The 14,321-nt window shown below is 71.9% G+C and carries 10 protein-coding genes and 1 tRNA gene; 4 read left to right on the top strand and 7 right to left on the bottom strand.

Annotated elements, in window-relative coordinates; genetic code table 11:
• Window positions 1-154: 154 nt before the first annotated feature.
• The 7 genes from thrB to argS all read right to left on the bottom strand — a co-directional run bounded on the left by thrB (window position 155) and on the right by argS (window position 11,570).
• Window positions 155-1,099, bottom strand: a complete 945-nt coding sequence (gene thrB, locus OG990_RS35065) for a homoserine kinase (protein ID WP_406078433.1) — start codon at window positions 1,097-1,099, stop codon at window positions 155-157.
• A gap of 64 nt (window positions 1,100-1,163) precedes the next feature.
• Complete coding sequence (locus OG990_RS35060) at window positions 1,164-2,405, bottom strand: MFS transporter (RefSeq protein ID WP_328419874.1); 1,242 nt, start codon at window positions 2,403-2,405, stop codon at window positions 1,164-1,166.
• A gap of 151 nt (window positions 2,406-2,556) precedes the next feature.
• The gene (locus tag OG990_RS35055) at window positions 2,557-5,844 is read right to left on the bottom strand and encodes an efflux RND transporter permease subunit (protein ID WP_406078432.1); all 3,288 of its coding nucleotides are present in this window, start codon (window positions 5,842-5,844) and stop codon (window positions 2,557-2,559) included.
• 150 nt (window positions 5,845-5,994) lie between these two features.
• Window positions 5,995-7,044, bottom strand: coding sequence for a threonine synthase (gene thrC / locus OG990_RS35050; protein ID WP_328419878.1), 1,050 nt, complete (start codon window positions 7,042-7,044; stop codon window positions 5,995-5,997).
• A 152-nt stretch (window positions 7,045-7,196) separates the two neighbouring features.
• Window positions 7,197-8,507: a homoserine dehydrogenase gene (locus tag OG990_RS35045; RefSeq protein WP_328426065.1), complete on the bottom strand. Its 1,311-nt coding sequence runs from the start codon at window positions 8,505-8,507 to the stop codon at window positions 7,197-7,199.
• 8 nt (window positions 8,508-8,515) lie between these two features.
• Window positions 8,516-9,901, bottom strand: coding sequence for a diaminopimelate decarboxylase (gene lysA / locus OG990_RS35040; RefSeq protein WP_328419880.1), 1,386 nt, complete (start codon window positions 9,899-9,901; stop codon window positions 8,516-8,518).
• 1 nt (window position 9,902) lies between these two features.
• Entirely contained in the window at window positions 9,903-11,570 is a 1,668-nt protein-coding gene (gene argS, locus OG990_RS35035) for an arginine--tRNA ligase (RefSeq protein ID WP_328419882.1), read from the bottom strand.
• A 98-nt stretch (window positions 11,571-11,668) separates the two neighbouring features.
• On the opposite strand from argS, the gene OG990_RS35030 reads away from it, so the two are divergent.
• The 4 genes from OG990_RS35030 (at window position 11,669) to OG990_RS35015 (ending at window position 14,274) form a co-directional block, all read left to right on the top strand.
• Entirely contained in the window at window positions 11,669-12,481 is an 813-nt protein-coding gene (locus OG990_RS35030; RefSeq protein WP_406078431.1) for a DUF3105 domain-containing protein, read from the top strand.
• Between the two features lie 8 nt (window positions 12,482-12,489).
• Window positions 12,490-13,158: a DUF305 domain-containing protein gene (locus OG990_RS35025; protein ID WP_386987207.1), complete on the top strand. Its 669-nt coding sequence runs from the start codon at window positions 12,490-12,492 to the stop codon at window positions 13,156-13,158.
• Window positions 13,159-13,358: 200 nt separating this feature from the next.
• Window positions 13,359-14,054, top strand: a complete 696-nt coding sequence (locus OG990_RS35020) for a winged helix-turn-helix domain-containing protein (protein WP_406081974.1) — start codon at window positions 13,359-13,361, stop codon at window positions 14,052-14,054.
• A 145-nt stretch (window positions 14,055-14,199) separates the two neighbouring features.
• Window positions 14,200-14,274 (top strand) — tRNA-Arg (locus OG990_RS35015).
• The last annotated feature ends 47 nt before the right edge of the window (window positions 14,275-14,321 follow it).

Raw genomic sequence — 14,321 nt, 5'->3', positions numbered from 1 at the left:
GGTGAGCAGGTCTCGCCGTCTGCGGCGACCTGTGGAAACTGCGGTGCGGCGTGGGCCTTGGGCAGGGGTGACGGGCTGACCGCCGAGAGCTTCGGGGGTGCGCCGCCCCGCAGGAGATCGCGTGCTTCGCGGCTGTGCTAGGTCTAGAGCGTAATCAACTCTTCCGACCTGCGGCAACAGGGTCCCGCTCGGCGTGTCCAAGTCTACCCCGGGCAACCCTTGCACCGCTGACGTCTATCGGTAACTGCCAGATCTGCCAATCTGTTCCCATCGGGAAGGCGGCCGGTGGGTCACTGAGCGCCAGGACAGTCGGCCCCGCACCACTGATCACAGCCGCCACACCGGCCGCTCTCAACTCGCTGACCAGGGCGGACGTCCCCGGCATCGCGGGTGCGCGGTAATCCTGGTGGAGCCGGTCGACGGTGGCCGGCAGCAGCAGCGTCGGGTCGGCGGTCAGCGCGTGCACCAGCAGCGCGGCCCGCCCGGCGGTCAACGCGGCGTCGCCGTGCGGCACGGTGGCCGGCAACGCCGCCCTCGCGGTCGCGGTCAACCCGCGCTCCGCCGGAACGAAAACAGTGGGCCGGACCCCGTCAGCGACCGTCAGGGACACCGCGCGGGCGCCGGTCGACTCGGACCAGGCCAGCGTGAAGCCCCCGAGCAGACACGGCGCGACATTGTCCGGATGGCCCTCGATCTCGGCGGCCAGCCGGAGAACGGCCGCGTCGTCCAGCCGGCGCTCCCCATCGGTGACCAGGGCGCGAGCCAGCAACACACCGGCGACGATCGCGGCGGACGAGGAGCCCAACCCACGCGCCTGTGGGATCCGGTTGACGCATTCCACGCTCAGCCCTTCGGGCTGGGCACCGAGCACGTCGAAGGCGGCCCGCATCGCCCGCACCACCAGGTGCCGGTCGTCGTCGGGCAGCTCACCTGCCCCCTGCCCGGTCACCGTCACCCGGACCCCATCCGAGGTGACCTCGGCGGCCACGTCGTCGTAGAGACCGAGGGCGAGACCCAGCGCGTCGAAGCCCGGGCCCAGGTTGGCACTGGTCGCGGGGACCCGGACGCGGACCGGCCCGGCGGTGAAGTTCGTCGGCACGGGCTCATGCTAGGGGTCGGCACCGACGTTCCGGTCCCACGCCCGCAGCGTGGGACCGGCGCGCTCAGCCGGCCGGGTCGGGAACCGGCTCGGCAGCCGGGGTGGTGAGCGAGAGTCGGCGGGTGGCGATCCGCCAGCCGACCGCGTACACGAGGGTGACCAGCCCACAGCCGGCCAGCACCACCCGCTCGTCCACCACGTCCACCACCAGGGCCACGGCCAACTGGCTCACCGAGATGGCCAGCGTCGCGAGCATCATGTCGGTGGCGAAGACTCGCCCCCGCAACCGGTCCGGCACTTCGCCCTGCAGGGCGAAGTTCGACATCACCCAGTTGCTCCCGCCCGCGAAGTGCGCCACGAAGACAAGCAGCAGCACCAAGGGGAACCAGCGGACCACCGACGCGCCCAGGTAGGACAGGCCGTAGAGCGACATGGACAGCGCCAGCCCAGGCAGCAGCCAGGACCGGTTGGTCAGCACCCGACGCATCAGGATCGGCCCCACCAGAGCCCCCGCCCCGCGCACCGCGAAGAGCAGGCCAGCGCCCAGCGAGCCGACCCCGTACACGCCGGCGAGCAGCGGGAACACGGTCAGCACCCCGTTGCCCAGGCCGACCGCCGACTTCACCGTGACCAGCGCCAGCACCCGCGGCCGGTGCCCGATGTAGCCGAGTGCCTCGCGGACCGCCGGCCAGGTCCGCTGGGCCGGCCGGTCGGCGTCCCGGGGCGCCTGCAGGGGCCGGCGGATCCGTGTGGCGAGACCCGCGGCCAGCGCCAGGCCCACCGCCGCAACCCAGAAGCAGACGTACGGGCCGGCAGCCGAGCTGAGTACGCCGCCGAGCGAAGCGCCGACCACCGTCATGGTGCCCCAGGCTGAGCCGGCCACCGCGTTACCGGCCGCCAGCTCGCCCGGCTCCAGCACGTTGGGCAGCGCGGCCTGGGCGGCCGGCGAGTAGAACGCCTTGGCGACCGCCACCACCCCGATCGCCACCAGCGCCAGCCAGGCCGTTCCGTCCCGGACGCCGAGCAGCAGCAGCACGCCCACCAGCGCCGCCACGTTCGCGGCGATCATGATCTTCCGCCGGTCGAACCGGTCGGCCACCGTGCCGGTGTACGGCAGCAGCAGCGCCACGATGCCGGTGTCCACCGCCAGCACCAGCGCGCCCCAGACCCCGCTGCCGGTCAGCTGGGGCAGCAACACCAGCAGCGGCACCATGACGAACCAGTCGGCACCGAAGACCACCAGCTCGGCGAGGAACAGGTTACGGAAGCTCCGGTTGCCGGTGAGAACCGAGAGGGTGGACGCCACGGAGCAGGACCCTACCCGGATGACAGGGCTCTATTTCGGCGCGACCAGCCACGACCGGTCCCGGGATCCACCCGGAGCCGGCCGGCCTCGGAAGCCGGAACGCCCCCGGCGGGTCGGAACCCGCCGGGGGCGTTTCACCGTGCCGGTCCGACTACTCGGTCGGCTCCGACGGAGGCAGCGGCGAGGTACGGCTGCGCGGCAGCCGCAGCACCTCGAACTGGTCCGTGCCGTCCACCAGCGCACCCGACGGGGCGGGTCGCCCCGCCGCCGGCTGCGATCCCTCGGTCTGCGCCGCTGCCGGCGCACCGGAGGGCACCGCGACCTGGTTCGGGCCGGCCGGCTCGTCGGTCTCCGGTCCGGTCGACCCGGTCACCGCCGGCTGGCCGGAGCGCCGCTGGCGGCGCCGCTCCCGCAGCGACTCCTTGGTGCGCTCCACCATCGTGTACAGCGTCGGCACCAGGATCAGGGTGAGCAGCGTCGAGCTGAGCAGGCCACCGATCACCACGACCGCCAGCGGCTGGGAGATGAAGCCGCCCTCGCCGGTCAACCCGAGCGCCATCGGCAGCAGCGCGAAGATGGTCGCGACCGCGGTCATCAGGATCGGGCGCAGCCGGCGCCGGCCACCCTCGACCACCGCCTCCCCGACTCCCATGCCCCGGGCCCGGTACTGGTTGATCAGATCCAGCAGCACGATCGCGTTGGTCACCACGATGCCGACCAGCATCAGCACGCCGATCAGCGCCGGCACGCCGAGCGGCGTCCCGGTCACCAGCAGCAGGCCGATCGCGCCGGTAGCCGCGAACGGGATGGAGATCAGCAGGATCAGCGCCTGGGTGAGGCTGCGGAACGTCGCCACCATGATCAGGAACACGATCGCGATCGCGGCCAGCACAGCCAGGCCCAGGTCGCCGAACGCGTCCGCCTGGTCCGCGCTGACCCCACCGATGGTGAAGGTCGCCCCGGGCACGTCGATGCCGTCCAGCCGCTTCTGCAGCTCCTGGCTGGTCGCGCCCAGGTTCGAGCCGGTCGCCGTGCCGGTCACCGAGACGCTGCGCTCACCGTCGATCCGGCTGACCTGCTGCGGCCCCTCGGTCCGGGTGACCTTCGCGACGTCGCCCAGCTTGACCGGACCGATCGGCAGGGCGTTCAGCTGCTCCACCGACACCGGCGGCTGTACGCCCAACCGCAGCACCACGTTCTGCTGCTGTCCGTCGAGCGTGACCTGGCCCAGCGGCGCCCCACGGAACGCCTGCGACACGTACTGACCCACCGCGGCCTCGGTGAGCCCGACCCGACCGGCGGCGACCCGGTCGACGGTCACGTCGACCCGCGGCACCTGCGCGGCAAGGCTGGTGGTGACGTCCGCGACGTCCGGCACCCCGGCCATCGCCGTCCGGGCCGCCTCAGCGGCCCGGGTCAGCACCTCCGGGTCGCTGGCCTGGACGACCACCTCAAGCTGGCTGGTCGAGGCGTCCTGCCCGCCGCCGAAGGTGACCTCGCCCAGTCCGGTGCCGAGCGTGTCGAACTCCTTGCGCAGCACCTCGCGCATCTGCTTCGCGTCGGTGTCCCCGTCGAGCGCCACCGACCACGTCGCGATGTTGTTGCCGCCGCCCGCGAACGGGTTGTCCCCGCCGCCGGCGGTCACCTGGTAGGTCTCGACCCCGTCGGTACGCCCGAGCACCGTCTCGACCTGCTTGGCCGCCGCGTCGGTGGCGGCCAGGCCGCTACCCGCCGGCAACTCCTGCTGGAAGCTGAGCGTGTCCTGGCCGGAGTCGTCCAGGAAGTTGGTCTCCAGCTTCTGGGACAGACCGAAGGTGCCGAAGAGCACCAGCAGGCCGAGACCGACGGTGATCCAGCGGGTGGACCGCTTGCGGGTGGCGAACCCGACCACCGGCAGGTACGCCCGCTGCAACGGGCTGCGCAGTTCCTTCTCCTCCGCGCCGCGCCGCACCGCCTCGTCGTCCACGGTGCCGCCGCGCGGCTTGAGGAACCAGTACGCCAGCACCGGGATCACGGTCAGCGACACCAGCAGCGAGGCGAGCAGCGCCACCGTCACGGTGATCGCGAACGGCGCGAAGAGCTGCCCGACGAACCCGCCGACCAGCGCGATCGGCGCGAACACCGCGACCGTGGTGAGGGTGGACGCGGTCACCGCGCCAGCCACCTCACGGACGCCGGTGATGATCGCGTGCTGCTTCTCCTCGCCGTACTCGAGGTGCCGTTTGATGTTTTCCAGCACCACGATGGAGTCGTCCACCACCCGGCCCACCGCGATGGTCAGCGCGCCGAGGGTGAGCAGGTTGAGCGAGTAGTCGCCGATCCAGAGAGCGATCAGTGCCACCAGCACGGAGAGCGGGATGGAGACCGCGGTGACCACGGTCGAGCGCACCGACAGCAGGAAGACCAGGATGACGATGACCGCCATCAGCAGGCCCAGCAGGCCCTCGGTGGTCAGCGACTCGATCGACTTCTCGACGAACGGCGCCTGGTCGAAGACCACGGTCAGCTCGGCGCCGGAGGCGTCCTTCAGGTCGGCCAGCTTGTCCCGGATCTCGTGCGAGATCTCCACGGCGTTGCCGTCCGGCGCCGCGGTGACCGCGATGCCGAGACTGTCCTGGCCGTTGGTCCGGGTGATCGCGGTGGCCGGGGCGACCTGCTGCTCGACGGCCGCCACGTCACCGAGACGGACCGGGCGCGCGCCGGGGGCGACCACGATGCCGCGCAGGTCGTCCAGGGTGGCGACCGGCGTGCCGACCTGCACCGGGAGGGCCAGGCTGCCGTCGTTCACCGCGCCGGCCGGGATCGTCACGCCGTTGGTCTTCAGCGCGGCGCCGATCGCCGTGGGCTGGAGCTTCGCCGCGGCGAGCTTGGCCGGGTCCGGGGTGACCACCACGACGTCGTCGCGGGTCCCGGTCACATCGACCGTGCGGACCCCCTCGATCCCCTCCAGCTCCGGCACCACCGTGTCGCGCAGCTTCTCGGCGAGCGCCCGCTGGTCCGCCCCGCCGGCCGCAGCCAGCACCACCGCCGGCAGGTCGTCGGTGCTGCCCGCGATGACCTGCGGATCGACGCCCTCCGGCAGCTGGGCGTCGATGCGGCTCAGCGCGGTCTGCATCTTGTTGACCATGTCGTCCAGGTCGGTGCCGAACTCGTACTGCACCTGGACGGTGGCCGACCCCTCGCGGGAGGTGGAGGTGACCTTGTCCAGACCGGGGATGCTCTGGAGGGCGTTCTCGATCGGCTCGGTCACCTGCGACTCGACGATCTCGGGTCCGGCGCCGGGGTAGGGGGCCACGATGAACGCGGCCGGGAATTCGAGCGACGGCAGCAGTTGCTGCTTCAGCGACGGTACGGCGAACGCTCCGAACGCCGTGATCACCACCGCGATGAGGGCAACCAGCCCTCGGTTGGCGAGGCTGAATCTGGCGAGCAGCGACATCGGCCTGGCTCACTCCTGAAAGAGAATGCGGGTGGGGATACCCGAAAGTGTGCCGGACTCGATCACCCCGACCCTCGCCGACCCCACGCCGGCCACGTTTCCGGAGCCGGCCGCCGCCGAGACCGGCGGCGATGCGGGGGCGCTGGCCGCTCAGGCCAGGTCGAGGGCGCGGGCCGCGGCCAGCGGGTCGTTCGCGATGGTCAGCGGAGCGGGCGCCGTGGAGATCGCCCACTCCGGGTCCTTCAGACCATGGCCGGTCACCGTGCAGACCACCGTCGAGCCCGGCGGCACCGCACCCGCCGCGGCCTGCTGGAGCAGGCCGGCCACGCTGGCCGCGCTGCCCAGCTCGACGAAGACCCCCACCTCGCGGGCGAGCAGCCGGTACGCGGACAGGATCTCCCGGTCCGTCACCGCCGCGATCAGGCCACCCGAGGCGTCGCGGGCGTCCAGCGCCTTGGTCCAGCTCGCCGGGTTGCCGATCCGAATCGCGGTGGCGATGGTCGACGGCTCCGGCACCACCTGGCCGGTCACGATCGGGGCCGCGCCGGCGGCCTGGAAGCCGTACATCTTCGGGGCCCGGGTGGTGGCGCCGGCGGCGTGCTCCTCCGCGTACCCCATCCAGTAGGCGGCGATGTTGCCGGCGTTGCCGACCGGCAGGCAGTGGATGTCGGGCGCGTCACCGAGCGCCTCGACGATCTCGAAGGCGGCGGTCTTCTGCCCGTGCAGCCGGTCGATGTTGACCGAGTTGACCAAGGCGACCGGGTAGTCCTGGGCGAGCTTGGCGGCCGTCGCGAGACAGTCGTCGAAGTTGCCGCTCACCTGGAGCAGCTTCGCGCCGTGCACCAGCGCCTGGGCCAGCTTGCCCAGCGCGATCTTGCCCTGTGGCACCAGCACCGCGCAGGTCAGCCCGGCCCGGGCCGCGTACGCCGCGGCGGAGGCGCTGGTGTTGCCGGTGGAGGCGCAGATGATGGCCTTGTTGCCGGCCTCGACCGCCTTGGAGACCGCGAGGGTCATCCCGCGGTCCTTGAACGAGCCGGTCGGGTTGGCGCCCTCCACCTTGAGGTGCACGTCGCAACCGAGCCGGGCGGAGAGCACCGGCGCGGGCAGCAGTGGGGTGTTCCCCTCGTGCAGCGTGACGACGGGCGTGGCCGCGGTGACCGGCAGCCGATCCCGGTACGCCTCGATCAGACCCCGCCACATGTCGCTCTCCTCGCCTCTACCGCCGTGCCGACCTGAGCATTTCCAGGCCACCCTGGACCAGCCTGCCGGAGCGACCGGTGGCGCACCCCGGGTTACCCACCTGGCGGGACACGAGGGCCGCACACGGCCTGCCCCACCACCGGGTCAACGACTCACGCGCCGCCCTCGACCCGCAGCACGCTGGTCACCGACCGGACGATGTCCAGACCACGAAGCTCGCCCACGGTGGCGGCGAGCGCGGCGTCCGGTGCCACGTGGGTGACGATGACCAACTCGGCGTCGCCGTCCCGGCCGGGCACCCCGCCCGCCGAGCCCTGCCGCACGGTCGCGATCGACACGTCGTGCCGGGCGAACACGCCAGCCACCGCGGCCAGCACACCCGGACGGTCGGCCACGTCCAGGCTGACGTGGTAGCGGGTCAGCGCCTCGCCCATCGGCCGCACCGCCAGGTCGGCGTACGCGCTCTCGCTGGCCGCGCGCACCCCGGCGAGCCGGTTTCGGGCCACCGCCACCACGTCGCCGAGGACGGCGCTGGCCGTCGGCGCGCCACCCGCGCCCCGGCCGTAGAACATCAGCTCCCCGGCCGCGTCCGCCTCCACGAAGACCGCGTTGAACGCGTCGCCGACGCTGGCCAGCGGGTGGCTGCGTGGGATCATCGCCGGGTGCACCCGGACGCTGACCGTGTCCCGGCCGGCCGGGTCGACGCCGCGGGCCGCGATGCAGAGCAGCTTGATCGTGCAGCCCATCGCCTGGGCGCTGGCCACGTCCGCGGCGGTGACCTCGGTGATGCCCTCCCGGTGCACGTCGGCGGCACCGACCCGGGTGTGGAACGCCAGCGAGGCGAGGATCGCCGCCTTGGCCGCCGCGTCGAAGCCCTCCACGTCGGCGGTCGGGTCGGCCTCCGCGTACCCCAGTTCGGTGGCCTCCTCCAATGCCTCGGCGAAGCCGGCGCCGGTGGCGTCCATGGCGGAGAGGATGAAGTTGGTGGTGCCGTTGACGATGCCGGTGACCCGGTTGATCCGGTCGCCGTGCAGCGACTCGCGCAGCGGGCGCAGCAGCGGGATGGCCCCGGCCACGGACGCCTCGTAGTAGAGGTCGCCGCCGCCCTCGGCCGCCGCGTCGTGCAGCGCCACGCCGTCCTCGGCGAGCAGCGCCTTGTTGGCGGTGACCACGCTCTTGCCGGCGCGCAGCGCCTCGACCAGCCAGGTCCGGGCCGGCTCGATGCCGCCGACCACCTCGATCACCACGTCCACGTCGTCGCGCTTGATCAGGCCGAGCGCGTCGGTCGTGAACAGGGTGGGGTCGACCGGCAGGTCACCGCGGTCACGGCCGAGTCGGCGGACGGCGATGCCGGCGATCTCCAGCGGAGCGCCGATCCGGGCGGCCAGGTCGGTCCCCTGCTCGTGCAGCAGCCGGACCACCTCCTGACCGACCGTGCCGCAGCCGAGCAGTGCCAAGCGCACAGGTGACGTCATCCCACATCCAAAGCCAGCAGATCCTCTTCGGTTTCCCGCCGGACGATCAGACGCGCCTGGCCGTCGCGCACCGCGACCACCGGTGGCCGGGGTACGTGGTTGTAGTTGCTGGCCATGCTGCGGCAGTAGGCACCGGTGCCGGGCACCGCGACAAGATCTCCGGCCTGCACGTCGGCGGGCAGGAATTCATCCTTCACCACGATGTCCCCGGACTCACAGTGCTTTCCCACCACGCGGGCGAGCATCGGCTCGGCGGTGGAGGCACGGGAGGCCAGCGTCGCCGAGTAGGACGCGTCATAGAGCGCCGTCCGGATGTTGTCGCTCATCCCGCCGTCGACGCTGACGTACGTGCGGATGCCGTCGAGGTCCTTGACCGTGCCGACCTCGTAGAGGGTGAACACGGACGGCCCGACAATGGCCCGCCCCGGCTCGATGGAGAGCCGCGGCACGGCCAGATTCTCCGCCGCGCACTCCGAGTCGACGATCTTGCGCAGCCGCTTGGCCAGATCCTGCGGAGCGGCCGGGTCGTCCTGGGTGGTGTAGGCGATGCCGAAGCCGCCGCCCAGGTCCAGCTCGGGCAGCTCGACCCCGCGCGCGTCGCGGATCTGCGCCTGGAGGGCGAGCACCCGGCGGGCGGAGACCTCGAAGCCGCTGGCGTCGAAGATCTGCGAGCCGATGTGCGAGTGCAGCCCGCGCAACTCCAGTACGTCCTCGTCGAGGATCTTGAAGGCGGCCGACGCGGCCGCCCCGCCGGCCAGCGAGAAGCCGAACTTCTGGTCCTCGTGGGCGGTGGCGATGAACTCGTGGGTGTGCGCCTCGACGCCGACGGTGACCCGGACCAGCACCCGGGGGCGGACCCCCCGCTCGCGGGCCAGCGCGGTCAGCCGGTCGATCTCGGTGAACGAGTCGACGATGATCCGCCCCACCCTGGCGTCCAGTGCCCGGCTCAGCTCGGCCACCGACTTGTTGTTGCCGTGGAAGCCGATCCGCTCCGGCGGCATCCCGGCCGCCAGCGCGGTGGCCAGCTCGCCGCCGGTGCAGACGTCGAGGTGCAACCCCTCCTCGGCGATCATCCGGACCACGGCCCGGCAGAGGAACGCCTTGCCGGCGTAGTAGACGTCCTCGGTCGGGAAGGCCGCCCGAAAGTCCCGGCAGCGTGACCGCAGGTCGTCCTCGTCGAGGACGTACACCGGGGTGCCGAACTCGGCCGCGATGTCGCGGACGCTCAGGCCCGCGACGGCGACCGCGCCGTCGGCGCCGCGCGTCACCGTGCGTGGCCACAGCGCCGGCACGAGGGCGTTGACGTCCTGTGGGGTACGCAGCCAGGCCGGCCCCTGGTTGCTGATGTCCGCGTGCAGCGCACCAGCCTCATGAGCCCTCATGTCACATCCTCTCGGGTGCGGAGACGCCGAGCAGGTGTAGACCGTTGGCGATCACCGTGCGGGTGGCGTTGTTGAGCCAGAGCCGGGCCCGGTGCAGGTCGGTGACCTCCTCGTCGCCCAACGGCAGCACCCGGCAGTTGTCGTAGAACCGGTGGAAGGAGGCTGCGACGCTCTCCTCCAGGTAGCGGGCCACCCGGTGCGGCTCGCGCAGCTCGGCGGCGGTGGCGACCACCGCCGGGAACTCGGCGAGCGCCTTGAGCAGCTCGTTCTCCTTCTCGTGCCCGAGCAGCTCGGGGCGGAAGTCGTCGGCGCCGCCCTGGAGCAGCCCCACCTCGGCGGCGTTGCGGGCCACGCCCGCCGTCCGGGCGGCGACGTACTGCACGTAGTAGACCGGGTTGTCACGGGTGGCCCGGGTCCACAGCTCGATGTCGATGTCGATCGGGGAGTCGCTGGAGTAGCGGGCCAGCGCGTACCGGGACGCGTCCACCCCGATCGCCTCGACCAGGTCCTCCAGGGTGATCACGGTGCCGGCCCGCTTGCTCATCCGCACCGGGGCGCCGTCGCGCAGCAGGTTGACCAGCTGCCCGATCAGGATCTCCAGGTTGCGCTCCGGGTCGTCGCCGAAGCAGGCGGCCATCGCCTTCATCCGCCCGATGTAGCCGTGGTGGTCGGCGCCCAGCATGATCACGACCCGCTCGAAGCCGCGCTCCCGCTTGTCCAGGTAGTAGGCGCAGTCCGCGGCGAAGTACGTCCACTCGCCGTTGGACTTGCGTAGCACCCGGTCCTTGTCGTCGCCGAAGTCGGTGGTCCGCAACCAGGTGGCGCCCTCGGACTCGTAGACCTGGCCCTGCTCGCGCAGCCGGGCCAGGGCGAGGTCCAGCTCACCCCGGTCGTGCAGGTCCTTCTCGTTGAAGTAGGTGTCGAACTCCACCCCGAAGTCGCGCAGCGAGGAGCGGATCTCGTCGAACATCAGCGCGACGCCCTCGACCCGGAACACCTCCTGGGCGGCGGCGTCGTCCAGGGTCAGCACGTCCGGCCGGCGGGCCTGCACCTCGGCGGCGATCTCCCCGATGTACGCCCCGCCGTAGCCGTCCTCGGGCGCGGACTGGCCGTTGGCGGCGGCGAGCAGCGAGCGGGCGAACCGGTCGATCTGCGACCCGGCGTCGTTGAAGTAGTACTCCGTGCCCACCTCGGCGCCGGTGGCCCGCAGCAGCCGGCTGAGCGCGTCACCGACGGCCGCCCAGCGGACCCCGCCGATGTGCACCGGGCCGGTCGGGTTGGCCGACACGAACTCCAGGTTGATCTTTTCGCCGGCGAGCCGGTCGCTGCGGCCGTACTCCGCGCCGGCCTCGACGATCACCCGGGCGAGCTGGCCGGCGGCGGCCGCGTCCAGCCGGATGTTCAGGAAGCCTGGGCCGGCGATTTCCACCGACTTGACCCCAGGTGCCCGGCCCAGCTCGTCGGCCAGCGCGGCGGCCAGCTCGCGCGGCGGAACGCCCACCTTCTTGCTCAACTGCAGGGCGAGCGTGGAGGCGTAGTCGCCGTGCTCGGGGTTGCGGGGTCGCTCCACCGCCGTACGCTCCGGCAGCGCGGCCTGGTCCAGGCCACGCTCGCTGAAGACGGCGCGGGCAGCGGTGAGGACGACCGAGGCGAGTTCTGCAGGAGTCACCCAGCCATGTTATCGGGGGTAGACTCGGGCACTCGGCGGCTACCCACCGCGTCATCCGGCCCGCCAACATCCCTGACCGACCGACTTGACGAGGCACGATGAGCATCAGCACCCCCGGTGGCCCTGAGCGCCGCCCGACCGTGGTCAGCACCGGCAAGAAGCCGGCCGCAGGCCGGCCGGCGTCCGGCGCCAAGGCCGGTTCCGGCAAGCCGGCGGGCAAGCCTGCGGGCACTCCGCGGGCAGGTGGCAAGGGCCCCCGCAAGCCGGTCACCCCGGTCAAGGTGAGCCAGGGCCGCGCGTGGGGCCCGATCGCGCTCTTCGTCGCCGTGGGCGTGCTCGCCGCCGGCATCATCGGGTACGGCGCCTGGGCGTCGTTCCAGGGTGCCAAGCCGTGGGACAAGCGGGCGAATGCCATCGACGGCATCGTCAACTACCGCAAGTCGGACCCGGAGAGCCTCAAGTACGAGGCACACAAGTCCGGCCCGCTGACCTACAAGTACTCACCGCCGGTGGGCGGGGTGCACAACGCCACCTGGCAGAACTGCATGGGTGACGTGTACGACGCCCCGATCGCCAGCGAGCACGCGGTGCACAGCCTGGAGCACGGCGCCGTCTGGATCACCTACCGGCCGGGCCTGCCGCAGGACCAGATCGACAAGCTCGCCGGCAAGGTCCGCGGCGTCGAGAAGATGATGATGAGCCCGTACGAGGGCCTGGACAAGCCGATCTCGCTTCAGGCGTGGGGCTTCCAGCTCAAGGTCGACAACGCCGACGACGCGCGGATCGACGAGTTCATCAAGGACCTGCGGGTGAACGCCTCCATCGAGGGCCCGACCGCGCTGTGCAACACCGGCGTCACCGCCACCGGCACCACGCCGCGTGACCTCGACTCCCAGATGCCCACCCAGTAAGGACGGCGATGACTGCTCCCGCCACCACTGACAGCGAGCACGACGAGGCTCCGGCCGCCCCGGACCAGGGCGGCCGGGCCCCGGCGCGGCGCTACGGCGTGCTGGCGCTGACCGCCATGCTCGTGGTGGGCCTGCTGCTCGGGTTCGGCGGCGGCCTGCTCACCCCGGGGCTCACCCGACCGGGTGACACCTCGGTGGAGGCGGGCTTCGCGCGGGACATGACCACGCACCACACCCAGGCGGTGGAGATGAGCCTGACCGCGTACCGGTCGGCGACGCTGCCCGGGGTGCGGCAGATGGCAGTCGACATCGCCAGCGGGCAGCAGGGCGAGATCGGCGCCATGCAGACCTGGCTGCGGCAGTGGGAGCTGAGCCCGACCGGGTCGCAGCCGCCGATGTCGTGGATGTCCGACGGGGCCACCGTCAAGGACGGGCTGATGCCGGGGATGGCCACCCCGCAGGAGATGGCCGCCCTGCGCGACGCCCAGGGCATCGAGGTCGACCGGCAGTTCCTGGACCTGATGATCAATCATCACCTGGGCGGCATCCACATGATCGACGCGGTGCTCGGCGAGACCGACAACGCCGAGGTGCTGCGGGTGGCGCGGACCATGAAGTCCACCCAGCAGAGCGAGCTGAACAATCTCCGGCAGCTCCAGGCGCAGGCCAAGGGCTGACCTACCGGACGGGCGCATCGGGCCCGCGTCACCGCCGTGGACCGGCGGGGGCGCGGGCCCGCGTCATGTGGTCGGAACGACCCGCTCTTGTCCCTGAAGTCCTGTATGGGGGTTTTGAGCGGTGCAACCGATTACGTTGCTTAGAGAGTTTTCTCCGCACATATCGTGACCAGTTGCGATTCGGGCTCGTTGCGCAGGACGTGGGGGTTGCACTCAGAGACGCACGGCGTTCGGTCACCAGCTGGTGCCGGCGCCACACCATCGGCGGTGACGGGGCGGTGGCAGCCGCCCGTCGCGGACAGCGGCAGGGCGAGCCGGGAATGCTCAGCCGCGAACAGGAACTCGAACTGATCGACGCGCTCCGGGGCGTCCACCCCGACGAGTTCGGCCTGGACGAGGAGCTGTGGACGCGGCAGAGCCTCACCACGCTCATCCAGCGCCGGTTCGACCTGCCGCTGGACGCGGGCGCGGTCGGGGCGTACCTGCGGGCCTGGGGGTTGGGTCCGCGGGAGCCGCGCGAGCGGGCCTGCGGGCTCTGCGTCAGCGCGGTCGAGCGCTGGGTACGCAGCGAGTACCCGGCGATCACCCGGGCCGCCCAGGAGCACCTCGCCGAGGTCTACTGGCTGGGGCGGGTCCGGCTGCGCGGCACCATGCCGGCGGCCGACGTGATCTCCGCCGTCTCGTCCCGCGGTCGGGTGCGCTTCATGATCACTACGCCGACGGTGGACCCGCCGCTGCCCCGCGACTTCGTGCTGCGACTCAGTGGGGAGGAGCAGCGCACCGTGCACCTGATCGTGGACGGCTCCTGGCCACGCAACGAGTGGCCCCGGCGACTCCCCCGGCGGATCGTGCTGCACCCGCTGCCCAGCTGCGGTCGGGTGATCGCCGCCGCCTGACGGCTACGGGCCCTCGCCGCCTGACCGCCCCGGGCGGTCGGGCGGCTGACCACCAGGGCGATCGGGCGGTTGGCGACACGATCGGGTCACCGGATACCGATTCGGCGTTCACGGAGGAGGTTTGCTAGTCTTCTCCAGTCGCTGAGCCCCCGTAGCTCAGGGGATAGAGCACCGCCCTCCGGAGGCGGGGGCGCAGGTTCGAATCCTGCCGGGGGCACCATCGTTAAATCGCACATAAGGCCTCTGACAGGGTAAACCCCGGTCAGG

It is taken from the genome of Micromonospora sp. NBC_00858, from assembly GCF_045207365.1.
Taxonomy (GTDB): domain Bacteria; phylum Actinomycetota; class Actinomycetes; order Mycobacteriales; family Micromonosporaceae; genus Micromonospora.
Note: the sequence above shows the minus strand (reverse complement) of the source record. Positions and strands in the feature narration are given on the sequence as shown.